Below are 20,372 nucleotides of genomic sequence, written 5' to 3'. Positions count from 1 at the left end.
TTCAGTGTTAAATTCAATGCGCCTTAGCGATAAGCAAATAGCCGGCTGCTTATGTATTGAGGTGGGTTAAAATCAAAAAAAAATCTATGAAAATAAAAACAAAAGATAATCAGAAATCTCCTTAGATAAAAAAAACAGGGAACTGCGCCAACAGCTCCCTGAAAAATAAAATTTTTATTCGTTCACGTAAAACATTACAAATTTATGAAAAAAATCCATTTATTAAGGGTATGGGATTCTTATGCCCTTAAAAAAACCTTTAGAATTATGCGAATTGTTGTTTTGCTTTTAGTTTTGGGAGTCGCAAATATATTTGCAGAAACATCCTATGCTCAAAAAACAAAAGTGTCATTGGAAATGTCCAATTCTTCGGTGGCAGAGGTTTTAGAAGAGATAGAGAGTAAGAGTGAGTTCTATTTTTTATATAATTCAAAACTGATTAATGTAGACAAAAAAGTAAGTGTTAATGCACAAAATGAGGCTATACATAATATTCTGGATGAATTATTTGAAGGAACCAATATAGGGTACGAGGTTTATGATAATAAAATTATTCTGGCCCCAAATACTTTAAACCAACAGGTGCTTTCTGTAACAGGCGTTGTAAAGGATGAGGCAGGTGAAATCATCCCCGGAGTGTCAGTCATTGTTAAAGGGACAACCAACGGAACTATTACTGATATTGATGGGAATTATTCCATAGCTAATGTGCCTGAAGGGGCTACTTTGGTATTTTCTTTTATTGGTATGAAAAGCCAGGAAATTATTGTGGGTAACAAAATGGTTATCAATATCACCATGGCTCAGGAAAATATTGGTTTGGATGAGGTGATTGCTGTTGGTTATGGTAAATTATCTAAAAGAAATGTAACTGGTGCGGTACAAAGTCTGGAAACGGAAGAACTGGATGATATTCCAACAGCTCAGTTAACGCAGAAAGTGCAAGGTAAATTAGCCGGAGTTGTGATAAATCAAACTACAGGTATACCCGGACAAGGAATGTCTATCAGAGTTCGAGGCCAGGCTTCTATCAATGCAGGTAATGACCCGTTGTATGTTGTTGATGGATTTCCAATTACAGGAGATATTGCCAATATAAATCCTGATGAAATTGAAAGTATTTCAGTTTTAAAGGATGCATCATCTACAGCTTTGTATGGATCTCGTGCAGCAAATGGTGTAGTAATGATTACTACAAAACAGGCAAAACATGGTCAGGCACAACTTACAGTAAATATGTATCGTGGGGTTCAGATTATTCCTGAGGAAACCAAGCCTGATATGATGAATGCCACAGAGTTTGCTCAGTTTAAAAAGGAAATTGCAGAAGAAAATGGTTGGGCTGTTCCTGAAGCATTCCAGAATCCTGAACAATATGGAAAAGGAACTGATTGGTTTGATGTAGTAACACGAAATGCTGTAATTGAGAATTATTCAGTATCCTATAGTGTCAGTAAGGATAAATTTAAATCATCTGTTGTTGGTGGATTCTTTAACCAGGAAGGGGTGCTGTTAAATTCTGATTATAAGCGTTATTCATTGAGAATCAATTCGGAATATAAGTTTAATGATAAAATGAGAGTGGGTGTAAATGTAGCCAATACAATTTCAACCAATAAGTCACCTCAAAGTGATGGTACCTGGTACGATACGCCTAGTGTGATACAGGGAGCATTGCTAACATCTCCTTTAGCGCCGTACAAAAATGAGGATGGTACACTTCCTATTGATGCAGGTAATTGGGGATATAATCCATATGGTGCTTCTGCAGGGCCAAACTGGTACCGCCAGGTAAAAGAGGTTGAAAACAAAGGGAAGAATATTGGCTTAATGTCTACTGCCTTTTTCGAGTATGAACCTATTGAGGGCTTAACATTTAAAACATCCGGGGGTATCGATTTAGCGAACAGTACTTCCGATTTCTGGAACCCATCTACTGCAGGGGGGATTTTTAATCCGCCTAACGAAAGTGATGCTAACAGAATATATGCTACTCATGGAAATAATTTTGGATATTCATGGTTATGGGAAAATACCGCAACTTATAAAAAGACATTAGCCGGTGGACATAACTTTGAAATCTTGGCAGGTACTTCAGCACAAAGTGCTTATGGAGAAAGTGGATCGTTTACTGCCAGAGGATATGCCAATAATGATGTAAAAACATTTAATGCAGCAACTACAATCACAGGGTCTACCGACATTGAAGAATGGTCGTTAATGTCAGTATTAGGACGTGTTAATTACGATTACAATGGAAAATATATTGTATCAGCTGCTTTTCGTAGAGATGGATCATCTCGTTTTGGATCAGATAATCGCTGGGGAACTTTCCCTTCTGCTTCAGTAGGTTGGGTTGTGACTGAAGAAAATTTTATGAAAAACTTTGATAAAGTATCTTTCTTAAAACTACGTGCCAGTTATGGTGTTACAGGTAATAATAATATTGGTAACTATACACAGTATGCTAATATGACAGAAACAAACAATCCTGTAAATGGTATCTATACCAATGGTAAAAGTATGGAAGGTTTGAATAACACCGAATTAGGCTGGGAAAAAACTACTGAATATGATTTAGGTGCCGATATTGGTTTATATAACGACAGAGTATATTTAAGCTATGATTACTATAAGCGAAATACAGAAGATTTACTGTATGCGGTAGATATTCCTATCTCTTCAGGTTTTTATAGTTATATAACTAATATTGGAGAATTTGAGTCATGGGGACATGAATTTGCATTGACAACTAAAAATATGGTTGGTAAGTTTAATTGGACCACAAACTTTAACATTGCTTTTACTCGTAATAATGCAGTTAAGCTAGGAACTGCTAATTCAGATATACAACGAGGATCATCAATTACTAGAGTAGGTCACCCAATCGGTCAGTTATATGGATTAAAATGGGAAGGTGTATATATGGATCAGGAGGACTTTGATAATTCTCCTCATCATGACGGAGCCGAAGTTGGAACTGTAAAATATGCCGATATTAATGGGGATGGAAAGGTAACTAATGATAGTCGGGATCAAACAATAATAGGTCAGGCATCTCCTGATTTTACACTTGGTTTTACAAATAACTTCTCTTATAAAAATTTCGACCTGTCTATTGTTTGCTCTGGTGCTTTTGGTCACGATATTATTAATTATCAGGAGCGTTTTACTACAAACTTAGACGGTTCTTTTAATGTATATAAAGCTGTAGATAGACGTTGGAGGTCAGAAGATAACCCGGGAGACGGAAGATATGGTAAAGTAATTGCCGGAACAACAGGCCAGGAACGTGACTGGATGAGTTCGAAGTTTGTATATGATGGAAGTTATTTTACAATTAAAAATATTACACTGGGATATAAATTACCTATTCGAGGTAAAGTTGTTAAGAACTTGAGAGTATACGGAAGTGTTCAGCAGGCTTATGTATTTACTGATTACCCGGGAAATAACCCGGAAGTTTCTTCTGCAGGAGGAATTGAATCAGGTGTGGATTATACCACTTATCCTGTGCCAAGAACTTTTACTGTTGGACTAAATGTTACTTTATAAATGATTCAAAAATATAAACACATGAAACAATATATATTAACATCATTAATCATTGGTTTACTTTGTTTTTCGTCATGTAACGATGATTATTTAACAAATCTGGATGTAACTAAAGTATCAGCAGAAAGTTTTTATCAAACAGAGTCTGATTTTGAGTTAGCTAATGTAGGAATGTATGTTCCTTTGAGGAGCATATATGGTAATGGATTAGCTGATTATGGAGCTTGGGCCATGGGTGAAATGCGGTCAGATAACACCTGTTTTATGTATAATATGAACAACAGGGGGTATGCAGATCGTGAGTATATCGATCAATTTATAGATGACGCTAATGGTGGCGCAATTTCTACAAAATACGATAATAATTATATCATCATTGGTAGAGCGAATCAGATTTTAGCTCGTGTTGACGATGCTGATATCAGTGAAAGTGCCCGAAATAATTACAAGGGACAAGCCTTATTTTTAAGAGCTTTTGCCTATTTTGATTTGGTTCAATATTTTGGAGATGTGCCCTTGGTAATTGAAGCACCTACTACCTATGATGAAACAATTGTGGGAAGAACAAGTGCCACTGCAGTTTATGAGCAAATCATTAAAGATGCCAAAGAAGCTGCCAGTATCTTACCTTCAGTTAGTGAACAAGCAGCAGGCTATGTGACTAATGGAGCAGCTTATACCTTATTGGGAAATGTATACCTGGTATTGGAAGAGTGGTCAAATGCTGAGGATGCTTTGTTAAATGTAACTGGTTATTCATTATTAGATGATTATGCTTCGGTTTTTAATCCTTCAAACAAGAATAATAATGAGATGATCTTTGAGGTTCAGTATGCAGCAGATGATACCAAAGGTACATCCAGTTATTTTGGTGTAAACTTTTTACCATCGCTAAGTAGCCCGGGAGTTCTTGATGGTTATCCAGATAATAGCGGTAACAATCAATATGCAGGATGGAATGCTCCAACACCAGATTTAGTTGCTTTATTTGATGAAAACGACTTACGATTTGAAGCTTCAATTGCATTTTTTACAGGAGAGATTTATGAAAATCAACCTTATGTAAAGAAGTTTTCTCATGGATGTGAAATATTCCCACATTGTGATGAAGACTGGCCAGTTTACCGATATGCAGAAGTATTATTAATGTTAGCAGAAGCTGTTAATGAACAAGGTGGCAGATCAAGTGAAGCTCTGGCATATTTAAATGCAGTACATGCACATTCCAGAACCGGATTATCGGAACTAGCTATTGCAGATCAGAGTGAGTTACGAGATGCGATTATGTTAGAAAGACAATTTGAACTGGCATTTGAAAACAAACGTTGGTTAGATTTAGTTAGAACAGGAAAAGCTTTAGAAGTAATGCAGGCGCACTGTGCTAAAGTATTAGCGAATCCTCAGGCATACTATTACCCTGCAGGAGTATCTCCTACAGCTGATTCATATCAGATAGATGCACATCGACTTTTATTCCCAATACCTGATGGACAAATCAGAATTAATCCATTGTTAACACAAAATGATGACTACTAACAGATAAGTTATGTAATCCTGGTATCTACTATGATTACCAGGATTACAATTACAATGTTTTTTACTGATTTAATATAAACTGCTTATTCTCACATAAGTGGTAATGGGGTAGATACATCCTTTATTCTTCAGATTTTAATTGAAAATATAAATTATTGAGATGAGATTTTTAAGCCGACAAAATATCACATTAATACTTGGGGCATTTGTGATTGCCAGTTGTACGCCAAAGAAAATTGAGCTGGGTAAAAGTTCAAACCAGGAAGTTATTGCAGCAATGACTTTAGAAGAAAAAGCACAGGTGCTGGTGGGTAATGACCCGGGATTTCCCCGGGGATACCCGTCAGGTTTTGGCGGTGCAGATACATTGTTTAATACCCAACCTCCTGTTGTGGGGCACACCGAAAAAATTGTACCCGGAGCTGCAGGAACTACCTATGGGGTGCCCCGTTTAGGGATTCCGGCAATTGTTTTAGCCGATGGCCCGGCAGGGGTGCGTATTGATCCGTTGCGACCAGATACTGCAAAGACCTATTATGCTACAGCATTCCCAATTGAAACATTATTAGCCTGTTCATGGGATACAGCTACTGTTCGGCGCGTGGGTGAATGTATGGGTAAAGAAGCCCTGGAGTATGGTGTGGATATTCTTTTAGCTCCGGCGCTGAACATACATCGTAATCCTCTTGGCGGTAGAAATTTTGAGTATTATTCAGAGGATCCGCTGATTTCAGGTGAGATGGCTGCTGCTATGGTGAATGGTGTGCAATCAATGGGTGTTGGTACTTCCATCAAACACTTTGCTGCAAATAATAATGAAACCAACCGCATGTCTATTGATGCTAAAATAGATGAAAAAACATTACATGAAACTTATTTAAAGGGATTTGAAATAGCAGTTAAAAAATCACATCCATGGACGGTTATGTCGGCTTATAACAAAATTAACGGTGTGTATTGTTCCGAAAATCCTGTTTTACTGGATTCCATACTTAGAAAGTCGTGGGGATTTGATGGTTTGGTAATGACAGACTGGTTTGCCGGAAGAGATAGAATTCAACAAGTGATTGCGGGTAATGATCTACTGATGCCCGGAAGCTTCTATATCGCTGAAAAAATTGTTAAAGCCGTAAGAAATGGCGAGTTGGATGAGAAATTTGTGGATAGAAATGTAGATAGAATCCTGGATGTAATTAAAAAAACACCCCGGTTTAAAAAATATGCATATTCGGAAACACCGGACTTAAAAGCTCATGCTAAAATAGCTGAACAGATTGCATTGGAAGGTATGGTTTTGCTAAAAAATGAAAAAGGTGCATTGCCATTTACACAAAAAATAAAAAATATCGCAGCTTTTGGAATGGGAACATACCAAACAATTGCTGTTGGAACAGGTAGTGGTAATGTTAACCGGGCATATACCATTTCTTTAAATGAAGGTTTGTTAGCCCAGGGGTATGCCATACCTAAAGAGTTAGAAGGGATATACGAAGCACATGTTGAAAGCGAGAAGAAGAGGGTGGGAGAGAAATCATCTTATTTTCAGCCGGACATCATGTTAAAAGAAAAAGAATGGTCGGTTAACGAACTGAATAAATATGCTTCTTCCTGCGACCTGGGATTATTTACAATCTCCAGAACCTCGGGAGAGTTTGCAGATAGAAAAATTGAAGATGATTTTGCTTTAACGCAGGAAGAGCAACAGATGCTTAAAAAGCTATCCAGAGTCTTTCATGCCAAAAACAAAAAATTAATAGTTGTTCTAAACATTGGCGGAGTGATTGAAACAGCATCATGGAAAAACTATGCAGATGCTATTTTATTGGTCTGGCAACCTGGTCAGGAAGCCGGTACCGCTATTGCTCAGATATTATCAGGTCAGGTTTCCCCTTCCGGTAAACTGAGCATGACCTTCCCAAATAAATATACAGATGTTCCTTCTGCAACATATTTTCCCGATCCCGCAAATGATCCCAAAGAAGTTGCATATACAGAGGGTGGTTATGTAGGTTACAAACACTACCTGGCAAAAGGGGTTAAGCCTTCTTATGAATTCGGATACGGACTTTCTTACACTTCGTTTGATGCTAAAGATATTTCAATCGCACACAATAAAAATGGTGAAGTTGAATGTGATCTTACGATTACTAATGTTGGCGATTTTGCAGGTAAGGAAGTGGTTCAGGTATATGTAAAAGATCCTCAGGGTTTAGTGAAACTTAAAAAGTTTGCAAAAACCAGGAACCTAAAAGTGGACGAATCATCTGTAATAAAAATGACATTGACCCATGACGATTTGGAGAGCTACAATGCAAAGCAATCTAAATGGGAAGTGATACCAGGAATTTATCAGGTTATGATAGGTAATTCATCTGAAAATATCTGGTTATCAAAAGATATTGAGCTTTAAAGAAATGTAAATCATAAAACTTTATTATATGCGAACTCTATTAAAAAGAACTATAGCATTAGGAGCTTTAACGTTGTTACTAAGTTCAGTAAATGCACAAAACTATTATGAAAAAGGGAAACAGTGGGTTAAAAAAGCAGAGGAACTAAAACCTGTTTTAAAAGAAACTATTGTTGAACCTGCAGGTATTGTTGAAATTGTAAAAAATAAGGATGCTTTTCAAGGTTGGGAAGCTAAAACAGTGGCGCCAATTGATTCATTATATGGACAATCTATTCGAAAACTAAAGAGTGTAATCGTTGACTTAGGAGATCATTATACCGGATATTTTTCTTTCGGTTTGGAAACCATCTGGGGATCTCCTGATTCACCGGTTCGTTTTCGCTTTACCTTTGGCGAGGTACCCTCAGAGCTGGTAACCCCTTTTGACCCGTTTGAGGGTGGTATTAGTCGTGCCTGGCTTCAGGATCATGAATTTAATATTATGCACCTGCCGGGCTCTTATAATATTGAGCGTCGTATGGCGTGCCGGTATGTGAAAATTGATTTGATTGGTAGTTCTCCATACTTCGATTTTAAGATCAGTGATGTGAAGTTTAAGGCTGTTACTTCTGCCGACAAAGCTCCTGAAGAATTAGCCTCTTCAACATCGGAGATGATCAAGAAAATTGATGCCATCAGTATAAAAACACTAAAAGAATGTATGCAAACGGTTTATGAGGATGGTCCTAAACGCGACCGCCGTTTATGGGTAGGAGATATGTACCTGGAATCATTAGCCAATGTTTATTCTTTTCAAAACCACCAGTTAACGCAAAGATGTTTATATCTGCTGGCCGGATTAAGCGATGATGAAGGGTATGTATTGGGAACCGTGTTTGAAGAGCCGGAGCCACACGCCCAGGCCGGTCAGCGCTTAATGGATTATTCCTTGCTTTATAATGTAACCTTAAAGGAGTATATGGCAGCGACTAAAGATAAAGAAACAGCTATGGATTTATGGCCGGTTGCTAAACGTCAGCTCAATATTATTTCACAATATGTTTCAAAGGATGGTTTAGTGGATTATGAAAGAGCAAACAAAGAATGGTGGTTGTTTTTTGACTGGAAAGATGGTTTAAATAAAGCGGCCGGTATTCAGGGACTTATGATTTTTGCACTTAACGAAACCTACGAGTTAGCCAAGCTTTTAAACGTTGAGAGTGAAGTAAAATACATCCCCGGTTTGGTTAAAAAAATGAAGCGTGCTGCTCTGAAAAATATGTACAATTCAAAAACAGGACTGTTTGAATGTGGTGATGATGCGCAGGTTTCTTATGCATCACAGGCATGGATGATAATGGGTGGTGTGCTTTCTGAAAAAGCCAGCCAAAGAGCATTAAACAATGTAATGAAACATCAGGGCGCTTTAAAGCCTGGAGGTCCGTATATGTGCCACTATTTTACACAGGCTTTAATGAAGTCGAAAATGTATGATGAGGCCAAAGCATTGTTAATCGATTTCTGGGGTGGAATGGTGGATAAAGGTGCTGATACATTTTGGGAAGTCTATGACCCGACGAATGATTTTCTTTCTCCCTATGGGTTTTTCCCAATCAACAGCTACTGTCATGCTTGGAGCTGTACGCCCGTGTATTTTATCAGAAAGTATCCTGAAATATTTCAAAAATAGTTGATCCGGTATGAAGTTATTTAGATTTAAGGTTCTTGGGTTTGCACTGATTTTTGCCTGTCTGTGGAGTTGTTCATCGTCAGATACAACTACGAAAACAGATGAGGCAATGGATCAGTATGTTACAGAATTGGTGGACAAAATGACCCTGGATGAAAAATTGGGGCAATTAAATTTGCTGGCGTGGGACGGTAGTTTAACCACCGGGGCAGCTGCCAATACCGGGGTTAGCCAGAAAGTAGAAAAAGGATTAGTAGGCGGATTATTTAATATTGAGTCTCAACAAGAGCGAAGAAAAATTCAGGAGTTAGTGATAAAGCAATCCCGGTTGGGTATTCCACTTATGTTTGGTCAGGATGTGATACACGGACATCATACTGTTTTTCCAATACCCTTGGCCTTGTCCTGCTCCTGGGATATGGATTTAATTGAAAAAACAGCCCGGGCAGCAGCCTATGAAGCAAGTGCCGATGGTATCGATTGGGTTTTTTCTCCTATGGTGGATATTTCAAAAGATCCGCGATGGGGCCGGGTAGCGGAAGGCGCCGGTGAAGATGTTTATCTGGGTTCTATGGTAGCTAAAGCTATGGTTAAGGGATACCAGGGAGCTGATATGGCCAGTGATGAGTCGGTTATGGCTTGTGTTAAGCATTATGCTTTGTATGGAGCCGCAGAGGCGGGTAGAGATTACAATACCGTGGATATGAGTGTGCTTAGGATGTTTCAGGATTACCTCCCTCCATATCAGGCAGCTGTTGATGCAGGTGTGGGATCCGTAATGACATCATTTAATGATATCAATGGTGTTCCTGCTACATCCAATAAATGGTTGATTGAAGATATTCTTCGTAACTACTGGGGATTCAATGGTTTTGTTGTAACAGATTATACGGCTATCCGGGAGATGGGATTCCACGGGGTTGGCGATTTAAAAACTTCATCAGCATTGGCCATAGATGCTGGCATTGATATGGATATGGTGAGCGAAGGCTTTGTACATACTTTGCAGTCCTCTTTGGAAGAAGGTAAGGTCTCCATGGAGACCATTGATAAGGCCTGTAAAAGAGTATTGGAAGCCAAATACAAGCTGGGCTTGTTTAAAGATCCTTATATCCGTTTGAAAAAAGATAAGGTGGATTCCCAAAAGCAAAAGGAGCTTATGGATCTGGCATTGCTGGCTGCGCAAAAATCATGTGTTCTTTTAAAGAATAAAGACAATATACTTCCCTTTAAATCAGACCAGAGTGTAGCCGTTATCGGCCCTCTGGCTGATTGTAAAAAGGATTTGTTGGGAACCTGGGTGTTAAGTGGAGAATTGGATCAGGTTCAGTCGATAAAAGAAGCTGTCCAACAAAAAGGAAACATCCTGTATGCAGAAGGGGCTAAGCTTACAGATAATGAGGATATCGCTAAGCTGATTAATTATAATACTAAGGGTGAAGATGACGAAGCATTGTTGAAGAAAGCTGTGCTTACAGCAAAGAAAGCAGATGTTGTAGTGGCTGTTTTAGGGGAGTCTGCCGCCATGTCGGGCGAAGCTTCCAGTATGGCTGATATATCGTTACAGGCAACCCAGCAAAAGTTATTAAAGGCTTTAGTGAAAACTGGAAAACCAGTGGTGCTGGTTCTGGTAAGTGGACGACCAATGACCCTGGAGTGGGAAGCTGAAAACTGTGCGGCTATTTTGCAATGCTGGGCAGGGGGTACACAAACAGCTCCGGCTGTATCCGGTATTTTATGGGGAGATTATAATCCATCCGGCAAGTTGACCATGTCTTTCCCTCGCAAGGTAGGCCAAATCCCTGTGTATTATAACATGAAAAATACGGGGCGTCCTTTTTATCCAGGGATTAAATATACTTCCAGATATCTAGATGTTTCCAATAAGCCTTTATTTCCGTTTGGGTATGGGTTAAGCTATACATCGTTTGAATATGGAGATTTAGTTATAAAAGATAATATAATGGACCAGGGCGACACAATAACGGTTTCTGTAACCATGAAAAACACAGGGGAATATGCAGGAGAGGAAACGGCTCAGCTGTATATCAGAGATATGGAGGCAAGTATTACCCGCCCGTTAAAGGAGTTGAAAGGCTTTAAAAAGGTTTACCTGCAACCGGGAGAAGAAAAAACGATTGAATTTGAAATCACAGAGGACGATTTAAAATTCTATAACAAGAATCTTGAATACAAAGTGGAACCAGGAGAATTTCAAATTGAAGTGGGTTCTGATTCTGAAAATATAAAAGCCAGTAAAATACATTACCAATTATAAAAACAACTGCCTATGTAACATGCAAATAAACTATAGAGAATCAGGCAACATAACCGCCAAGTCTGTTGCCTGATTCAGATTGTTTGAACTCAATAAAATATTGAATTATAAGTAATGCAAATATGAGAAAAATACTTTTTATCTTATTCGCTTTTTGCTCTCTTATTGGTTCATCGCAAATAACAGAACAGGATTTTCTTTCTGCTAACGGACAGGTTTTGTGCAATGCAAAAGGAGATACAGTTGTGCTTCGGGGAACTAATTTGGGTGCATGGCTTTCGTTTGAAAACTGGATGGGGCCTTCAGGTTATGGAGCCATCGGACGTTCAAACTGGACTGTAACAGCGCAATATACACAGGTAGGGAGCAGTGCTGTTAACATGATAGATGGGGATTTAAACACCACATGGAATAGTGGGCGTTCTCAATATTCAAATAACCAATGGGTGATCATTGACATGGGGCAGACAGAGATTTGTAACCGTGTTGAATTTAAAACAACCCCAAACACTTCTGAGTTTCCCAGGGCTTTCGAAATATACCAATCAGCTGATGGTTCTCAATGGAGTTTGTTAGGGAGTTTTACCAGTGACAATGGCGATGTTAAGGCCTACACAGATATTGCTGTTTGCAGGTATATTAAAATTGTACAAACAGAAAAGGTCATTGAAAACTGGTCTGTTTCAGAGCTTAACGTAAGCATGAACGATGATATTCATGTACGCAGATCGCTGATAAACCGGTTTGGAGAAGAGGATGCCGATGCATTAATAGACTACTATTGCAGCATGTGGGTCACCGAAACAGATCTGGATCAGATTAAAAGCATGGGCATGAATGTAGTGCGGGTGCCTTTCTTTTGGATGGAAATCATGCGTGAAGATGGTACAATAAAACCAAATGCTTTTCGTCACCTCGATTGGTTGGTAGAACAATGTACTGAACGTGGCATCTATGTTATTCTTGACCTGCACTGTTCTCCCGGGGGTAATGATGGTTATTTTACCAGCGGCATGGCCGTGTCAAATGATTTGTGGTCAAGTAGCTATTATCAGGAGCTTACAGTCAAAATATGGGAGGAAGTGGCCCGGCATTATGTGTCTAATCCTGCCATTGCCTGTTACGATGTGTTAAACGAATCGTGGAGTAACTCCGATCTAATGACAGTAGATCAGTTTTATGATGTTTTGTATAGCGCAATACGGGCAGTAGATACTGATCATACTATTTGTGTTCAGGCCTTTCCAAACTTTGATTATGTGACCTCCCCATCCAATCATGGATGGTCAAACGTAATGTACCAGGCACATTATTATAATACCGATTACCACAATTATGCATCCCAGGATGGTTTTGCCGAGGCGGCCATATCAGATATGCTCCGGCATCAGCAAAACTGGAATGTTCCGGTCATAGCCGGTGAATTTGCCTTTTGGGAACATACAGATGTGTGGAAGAAGTTTTTGAGAGGATTAAATTCAGCAAACATATCATGGACAAACTGGTCGTATAAATGTAAAGAAAGCGTTTCCAGCCGCGATAATTTCTCGTTTTACACAGATAATTTTAATGCTGATCCTGATTTGATTTATGATGATATTGCCACCATCAAAGCAAAGTGGGATGAGTTTGGTTCTGAGTGGTTTGTGAAGAATAATACTCTTATTGATTTGGTAAAGACCGCCATTTCAACCCAACCGCAGGTACCTTTGGAGAAACAGGTTTATATACAGCAGTATGATGAGCAATATTTAGTATTGCTGGATAATGCGCAAATGAGCTTTTCATCATATGATAAAGTGTCGGCAAATACATTTACAATAAAAAAAGTAGATAATAACCAGGTCGTTATTCTGGGATCTAATAATAAATACCTCAGCACGGAAGGAGGCGGTGAACCCATGACCTGTTCAAGGGACAGTTATGATGGTTGGGAACGATTTACATGGATAGACTTAGGGAATAATGAATTTGGACTGTTTGGCCATTCCGGTTTCGTGAGTGGGCAGGGAGGTAATGAGGCAAGCTTAATATGCGACAGGTCTGCATTGAGTGGATGGGAGCGGTTTTTATGGACAGAAGGAACGGCAAATGCTATACCTGCGGATAATAGACCCCAGGGAATTGTGTTTTTTGACAGAACTTTAAAAAATACGGAAGGCATACCCAAAGATGTCAGCATATATAGCTATATGGGGCAGCTAGTTTCAGAACTAAAACTGGGTGGTAATGCTACTACTACCTTGAACCTGTCAAAAGGGTGCTATATACTAAGTGTTAAACATGGTGATTTTATTGATAATAAGAAAGTTTTACTCCAATAACTATCAGTCAGTGTAGCCAACTGTTGTACGCAACAGGCTATTTTTTATTCGAATATAACAGTAAATAATAATTACAAATATGAAGCGAAAATATAGTATTAATAATCAGTTGTTTAATAATATAACATGGCGTTTGATTATGTTTATATTATTGGGCGCTGGAATTTTTATTCCGGCGTATGGCCAGGATAATATTAAGATTTCCGGGCAGGTTTTAGATGCAGGGAACGATGAAACACTCATAGGAGTTACCATTCAGGTTGTTGGAACCAACAACGGAACAATAACCGATGTGAACGGTAATTTTACCCTGTATAATATTGAAAGTTCTGATGCAAAAATTAAGTTCAGCTACGTAGGTTATAAAGCTGTAGAGGTTGACATCCCCCAAAGTAAAGTCATCAATATCAAACTTGAAGAAGACAAGATGAATATGGAGGAGGTTGTTGTGGTTGGTTATGGTAGCCAAAAGCGTGAGAGTGTTATTGGTGCTATTGCCACCATGAAGCCTAAAATACTTACTCAAAACACTACCCGATCAATGACCAATGGTTTGGCAGGACAGATTACCGGTGTTATTGCAGTTCAAAAATCCGGGGAGCCGGGTAGCGATGCTGCTGACTTCTGGATTCGAGGTATCAATACCTTTGGAACTAACGCAACACCTTTAGTTTTGGTGGATGGAATTGAACGTAACCTGGCAGATATTAACAGTGAAGAAGTGGAATCTTTTTCAATACTAAAAGATGCATCAGCTACTGCAGTATATGGTGTGAGAGGTGCAAATGGTGTAATACTAATTAAAACCAAAAAAGGAAAGATCGGACGTCCTGTGATAACTTTTAAAGCGAATCACGGTATTTCTAATCCTACACAACTTCCTGAATTTGTGAATGGAGCAAAATATATGGAAGTGATGAATGATGCAATGACACTTTCCGGATTAGCACCTACTTATACTCAGGAAGATATTGATATTACCAGAAATGGTAGTGATCCGGATTTATATCCAGATGTGGATTGGTTAAATGAACTAACCACAAGTAATGTTCCTCAGTCACAGTATTCTGTTGATATTAACGGAGGTACAGAGCGTTTACGTTATAGTTTGATTTTAGGATATTTTGATGAAGAAGGTATTTATGCCACAGCTCCAAATGTGGGTTACAATTCTGCCATTTCATTAAACAGAGTAAACGTTAGATCTAACGTGGATGTGAATTTAACGCCATCTACTCTAATGACTGTTAGTATTGGAGGATACAGGAACCAAAAAAACTCTCCGGCCACTTCTACGGATGATATTATGGATGCTATTTTTAAAGCAACGCCAATACTACACCCAACCGTATATTCAAACGGGCAAATTCCCAAATACGGTGATCGTAGAAACCCTTATGCTTTGGTTACACAAACAGGGTATGCCAAAACGCAAAGTTACACTGTACAAACATTGCTTTCTGTAAATCAGGATATGGGCGCTATTTGGTCTGGACTTGAAGGATTAAATGTGAAATTCACTTATTCCTTTGATAACTATAACTGGAACAGTCTTACCCGATCAAAAAGCCCTTCTTATTATTGGGCATCATCCAGAGATGAAAATGGAAACCTGCTTACTTCATTGATCTCAGAGGGAAGTGAGTTTCTTGGATATGGCAGAAATTCAGGAGGTAATAACAACCAGTATTTAGAAGCTCAGGCAAATTATCACAAGTTAATCAATGATAAACACACAATCGATGCACTTTTGTTATTTAACCGTCGTGAATATGTAAACTCAGAAGCAGCTAATGCTATTATGGCAATTCCATATCGAAATCAAGGATTAGCCGGACGTATTGGTTATGATTATGCAAGCCGATATTTTGCTGAGTTTAACTTCGGTTATAATGGTTCCGAAAACTTTAAGAAGGGTCAGCGTTATGGATTCTTTCCTTCAGCTGCCATTGGTTGGTTAGCTTCTGGTGAAAAATTCATGCAGGGTATTTCAAATACCATATCAAAATTAAAAATACGTGGTTCATTAGGTTTAGTAGGTAATGATCAGATTTCAGATACCCGAAGGTTTGGATATATTGCCACGGTTAATGAAATAGGTGGTTATAACCTGGGATATACTGCCCAGTATTATAAAAATGGATATCAGGAAGGAGATGCAGCAGTTGATAATTTAACTTGGGAAGAATCTTTAAAGGCTAACATTGGAATTGAGTTAGGTTTATTTAACGACATCAATATGCAGGTTGATCTTTTTAAAGAATGGCGTAGTGATATTTTTATGCAACGTAAAACCATACCGGAAACTGCCGGATATACCCAATTGCCATACGCTAACTTTGGTAAAGTTGAAAACAAAGGTTTTGAAGTTAGTGTGGATTATAATAAAGCAATTAATAAAGATTGGTTTGTATCTGCTCGTGCTAATTATAGTTATGCACACAATACCATTACAGAGTTTGATGAACCTGCAGCTTTAAAAAATACCACCTTAGCTCAAACTGGTCATCCTATCAATCAGCATTTTGGATTAATTGCAACAGGTCTTTATACAAACGATGATTTCGCATCAATCGATGAAGAAAATAATGAATATATTCTGTCAGAATCTTTACCTGAAGTTGGCTATGGTATTGTACGCCCTGGAGACATAAAATACCAGGATTTAAATAACGATGGTACAATAGACGATAATGATAAAACAGCTATTGGTAAACCCTGGGTACCGGAAGTAATTTACGGATTTGGAGCATCAATAAGATATAAATCAGTGGACTTTGGCTTTTTCTTCCAGGGAGCTGCTAACATGACTAATATGTTAACCGGTTCATACCTGATACCTGGTAGTGGAGGTGGTGGTGTTGGTAATATCTATGATAATGTAGATGACCGATGGACACCTGAATCTGCAAATCAGGATGTATTTTGGCCAAGACTTTCAGCCACAGAAAGCTCAAATAATAGTCAGGCCTCAACCTGGTGGTTAAAAGACTCTAAATATTTAAGATTAAAAAATCTTGAGTTAGGGTACACTATTCCTAAAAAATGGAGAGACAAAGCATTTATTTCAAATGCCCGCATTTATTATCGAGGTACTAATCTATTAACATTTGCTGCTTTTGATTTATGGGATCCTGAATTAGGATCAAGCAATGGTTTTGCCTATCCAACTTCAAAAACTCATACAATAGGTGTTGAACTAACATTTTAAAAATTAAGAAGAAATGAACAAGATTATATATTTATTAGGATTCATGGTTTTAACCCTTGTGATGTCTTCTTGTGAAGACTACCTGGATAATGAGCCGGATAATATTCTGACTATGGATATGGTTTTTGAAAACAAAAACCAGACCGAACAGTGGTTGTTAGGGGTTTATAGTTATGTACGCGACCCTATGTGGGGATTATTTTATAATGATGGTAACGGAGCTTTATCTGATGATGTTCAAATTCCACTTGCACAGGCAGAATGGGGAGGTTGGGCTGTAAAAGCACAACAAGGAAACTGGACTTCAAACTCAGATTATGGTACTGATGTTTGGGGAAATACTTACAAGGCCGTTCGATCAGCAAACTTGTTTATAGCGCATGCCAAAGAACTGCCAGTACAGGGCTTATCCGCTGATAGTTTGCAGGATATGAAACTTCAGGCTCGTTTTCTTAAAGCCTATTTTTACACAAAAATGCTGAAAATGTATGGCCCGTTTCCTTTGATTAAGGACCTGGTGGAAACTGATGCTTCCATACAGGATTTAATGGCGGAAAGAACTCCATTGGAAGAAATAGTTGATTATTTAGATGTTGAGTTATTAGAAATTGCAGAAGAGTTGCCTTTTGTAAGAGGTGAGGAAGCAACCAACTACGGTAAACCTACAAAGGGGGCTTGTTTAGCAATCCGTGCAGATATGTTATTATTTGCTGCCAGTCCGTTATTTAATGGTGCTGATTATTATAAAGATGTAGAGAATACTGATGGAACTAAATTATTTCCTCAGCAATATGATGCCACAAAATGGCAAAAAGCGGCAGATGCATTTAAGCTATTCTTTGATGAAGCAGGTAGCACTTATGAATTATATAAGGAATACAATAGTCAGGGAGGAATAGATCCATTACTATCATTGATGCATATGTTTACTGCTTCATCTGAATCTAATCCAGAAGTAGTTTGGGCACGTCCTTCTGCAACAATATCAGACTGGATGATGGCTACCGCTCCACGAAGTAGTGGTGGTTATGGATTCTGTGGTGCAACACAGGAGATTGTTGATGCTTTCTACGATAAAAATGGTTTGGCAATTGATGATCCTAATTCGGTTTATACCGAAATTGGTAAATCTGTTGCCAATGATATCCGTCCCGAAACGGAGTATAACAGAGGAAACAGTAGTGCTACTCCGGGTTTGGTTGCTGCGCGAGGAACTTACAATATGTATGTAAACAGAGAACCTCGATTTTATGCGAGTATCATGTTTAATGGAAGATACTACCCATTTACAAGAACCAGAGTTAATTATAAATATAACGGTGCAGATGGTTTACCAAGTTTAGATATGCCGGTTTGTGGGTATCTGATCTCTAAAATGACGCATGATGATGCTCAACCAAGAAATGGTTATGTGCCATATTATCAGGGTATCATGATTCGTTTAGCAGAAATGTATTTAGGTTATGCAGAAGCTTTAAATGAATCAGATCCTACCAACACCGACATTGTTACATACATTAATATAATCCACGAGCGTGCCGGAATTCCTTCAATTGAAGAAACATATCCTGAAATTATTGGAAACCAGGATGCCATGAGAGAATATATCCGCAAAGAACGACGAATTGAATTTGCCTTTGAACGTGATATCAGATACAATGATTTACGTCGTTGGATGATTGCAGATGACGTGTTTAGTCAAACTCCAACAGGCATGAATGTTTATGGTAGAACTGATGATGATTTTTACCAAAGAACAGAGGCCTATACCGGTAAAAAAGTATTCCTGGAAAAAGAATACCTATGGCCTATCAGATTAACATATATCAACAATAATCCTCAATTAGTTCAAAATAAGGATTGGTAAAATGAAGCATAGCATTATATTTTTAATAGCATTTTGTCTGTTGAGCTTTTCGCTCAACGGACAAACGGTTAGTCCCAAACGTGGAGTAGGTTATAATTTAAGTAATAGCCGTGACGCAAGGGAATTAGCAACCGGTATTTCCTGGTTTTATAACTGGGGTGTTCAACCGTCAGGATTAATCAGTGGATCTTATGAAAGCTATGGATTGGATTATGCTCCAATGACATGGGGTGGTAATTTTGATGAAACAACGCTGCGTAACTTTTTGACCACGCATCCCAATGTAAAGTATTTATTGGGATTTAACGAACCTAATTTTTTATCGCAGTCTAATTTAACGCCTTCACAGGTGGCTGATTTATGGCCAACATTAGAACAAATAGCTGAAGATTTTGATTTGGAACTTGTAGGGCCCGCATTGAATTATTCAGGAGATGCAGTGTCAGAAAATGGCATAACCTATTATGATCCTGTTGATTTTTACGATGATTTTTTTGCTTTGTATCCCGAAGCTAAAGTGGATTATATTGGTATTCATTACTATATGAGTAATGAAAGTCAATTGGATGAGCACATTCAAAGGCTATATAAATACGGAAAGAAAATATGGCTTACCGAGTTTAATATGGATAATGGAACAGATGAAACAGCTGACCAGCAAAGAGATTATGCTGTTAAAGCGGTTCATTATCTTGAAAATAATTCAAATATTTTTCGCTATGCCTGGTTTTTAGGTAGAGCCGATGGTTATCCTTCCATTTCGTTGCTGGATGAGACTTACGGTCAGTTAACAGCTCTGGGGTATGTTTATACTAAGATGTCTTCTTACGATGCGTCCTATTTTCATCAGGTAAATACTGATATTCCTGCAGAACAGTACTTAAATATGAGTGGTATTTCTGTTTGCAATTTATCAACAGATGTTTCTGATGTGTATGTGGGTTATATTGATGGTGAGGATTGGATCGATTATAATATTGATGTACCGCAGGGTGGGGAATATGAAATAGAAATTAAAGCTGCAGCAACGCAAGTGGCATCATTTAGAGTAACAGCAGAAGATGGTGCAACTACATTAATTGAAGTACCTAATACCGGAGGGTGGGAAACCTGGACTTCGGTTTCTAATACAATTACCTTACAGGCAGGACAATCAACTCTTCGATTAAAAGCCAGAACAGGCGGTGTTAATCTCGATAATATCGTAATAAAAACCACCGTTAATACGGCTATTTCACCCATTGATAGTACGGAAGAGAAGCCTTATAAGCTGTGTCAGTCCCATCATAAAATTGCCCTGGATTCAGATGACTTGCTACAAGTTGAAGTTTATGATTTAGGAGGGAATCTGGTAGATTATCAGGAGGGTAGTTCTGTTATGTGCCAGTTGAAAAGTTCAGGTTTATTTCTATTAAAAGTGCGCTGTAATGGGGAAACCTTTGTTGAGAAGGTTGTAAGCAGGCTATAACTTTTAGTTAAATCAAAATAGCTAATAACCAACAGCTAATAAAATCAAACT

The 20,372-nt window shown here is 38.3% G+C and carries 9 protein-coding genes; all 9 read left to right on the top strand.

Annotation, left to right across the window (positions count from 1 at the left end; translation table 11 throughout):
* Positions 1-204: 204 nt before the first annotated feature.
* Positions 205-3,555 (top strand): TonB-dependent receptor, encoded by a 3,351-nt coding sequence (locus tag OM074_RS02650; RefSeq protein ID WP_301197727.1) that lies wholly within the window; start codon positions 205-207, stop codon positions 3,553-3,555.
* Positions 3,556-3,576: 21 nt separating this feature from the next.
* The gene (locus OM074_RS02645; protein WP_301197726.1) at positions 3,577-5,091 is read left to right on the top strand and encodes a RagB/SusD family nutrient uptake outer membrane protein; all 1,515 of its coding nucleotides are present in this window, start codon (positions 3,577-3,579) and stop codon (positions 5,089-5,091) included.
* A gap of 160 nt (positions 5,092-5,251) precedes the next feature.
* Positions 5,252-7,501, top strand: a complete 2,250-nt coding sequence (locus OM074_RS02640; protein ID WP_301197725.1) for a beta-glucosidase — start codon at positions 5,252-5,254, stop codon at positions 7,499-7,501.
* Between the two features lie 28 nt (positions 7,502-7,529).
* Positions 7,530-9,173, top strand: a complete 1,644-nt coding sequence (locus tag OM074_RS02635) for an alpha-L-rhamnosidase-related protein (RefSeq protein WP_301197724.1) — start codon at positions 7,530-7,532, stop codon at positions 9,171-9,173.
* 10 nt (positions 9,174-9,183) lie between these two features.
* Positions 9,184-11,451 carry a beta-glucosidase BglX gene (bglX, locus tag OM074_RS02630; protein ID WP_301197723.1) on the top strand — a complete coding sequence of 756 codons (2,268 nt, stop codon included), beginning with the start codon at positions 9,184-9,186 and terminating at the stop codon, positions 11,449-11,451.
* A 122-nt stretch (positions 11,452-11,573) separates the two neighbouring features.
* Positions 11,574-13,775, top strand: coding sequence for a cellulase family glycosylhydrolase (locus OM074_RS02625; protein ID WP_301197722.1), 2,202 nt, complete (start codon positions 11,574-11,576; stop codon positions 13,773-13,775).
* Between the two features lie 79 nt (positions 13,776-13,854).
* A complete protein-coding gene (locus tag OM074_RS02620) occupies positions 13,855-16,986 on the top strand; it encodes a SusC/RagA family TonB-linked outer membrane protein (protein WP_301197721.1) in 3,132 nt (1,043 codons plus the stop codon).
* Positions 16,987-16,999: 13 nt separating this feature from the next.
* A complete protein-coding gene (locus OM074_RS02615; protein WP_301197720.1) occupies positions 17,000-18,853 on the top strand; it encodes a RagB/SusD family nutrient uptake outer membrane protein in 1,854 nt (617 codons plus the stop codon).
* Between the two features lies 1 nt (position 18,854).
* Positions 18,855-20,321 (top strand): glycosyl hydrolase, encoded by a 1,467-nt coding sequence (locus OM074_RS02610; protein WP_301197719.1) that lies wholly within the window; start codon positions 18,855-18,857, stop codon positions 20,319-20,321.
* Positions 20,322-20,372: the final 51 nt, after the last annotated feature.

The sequence above is a fragment of the Plebeiibacterium marinum genome, from assembly GCF_026013615.1.
In the GTDB taxonomy this organism is placed as follows: domain Bacteria; phylum Bacteroidota; class Bacteroidia; order Bacteroidales; family Marinilabiliaceae; genus Saccharicrinis; species Saccharicrinis marinus_A.
Note: the sequence above shows the minus strand (reverse complement) of the source record. Positions and strands in the feature narration are given on the sequence as shown.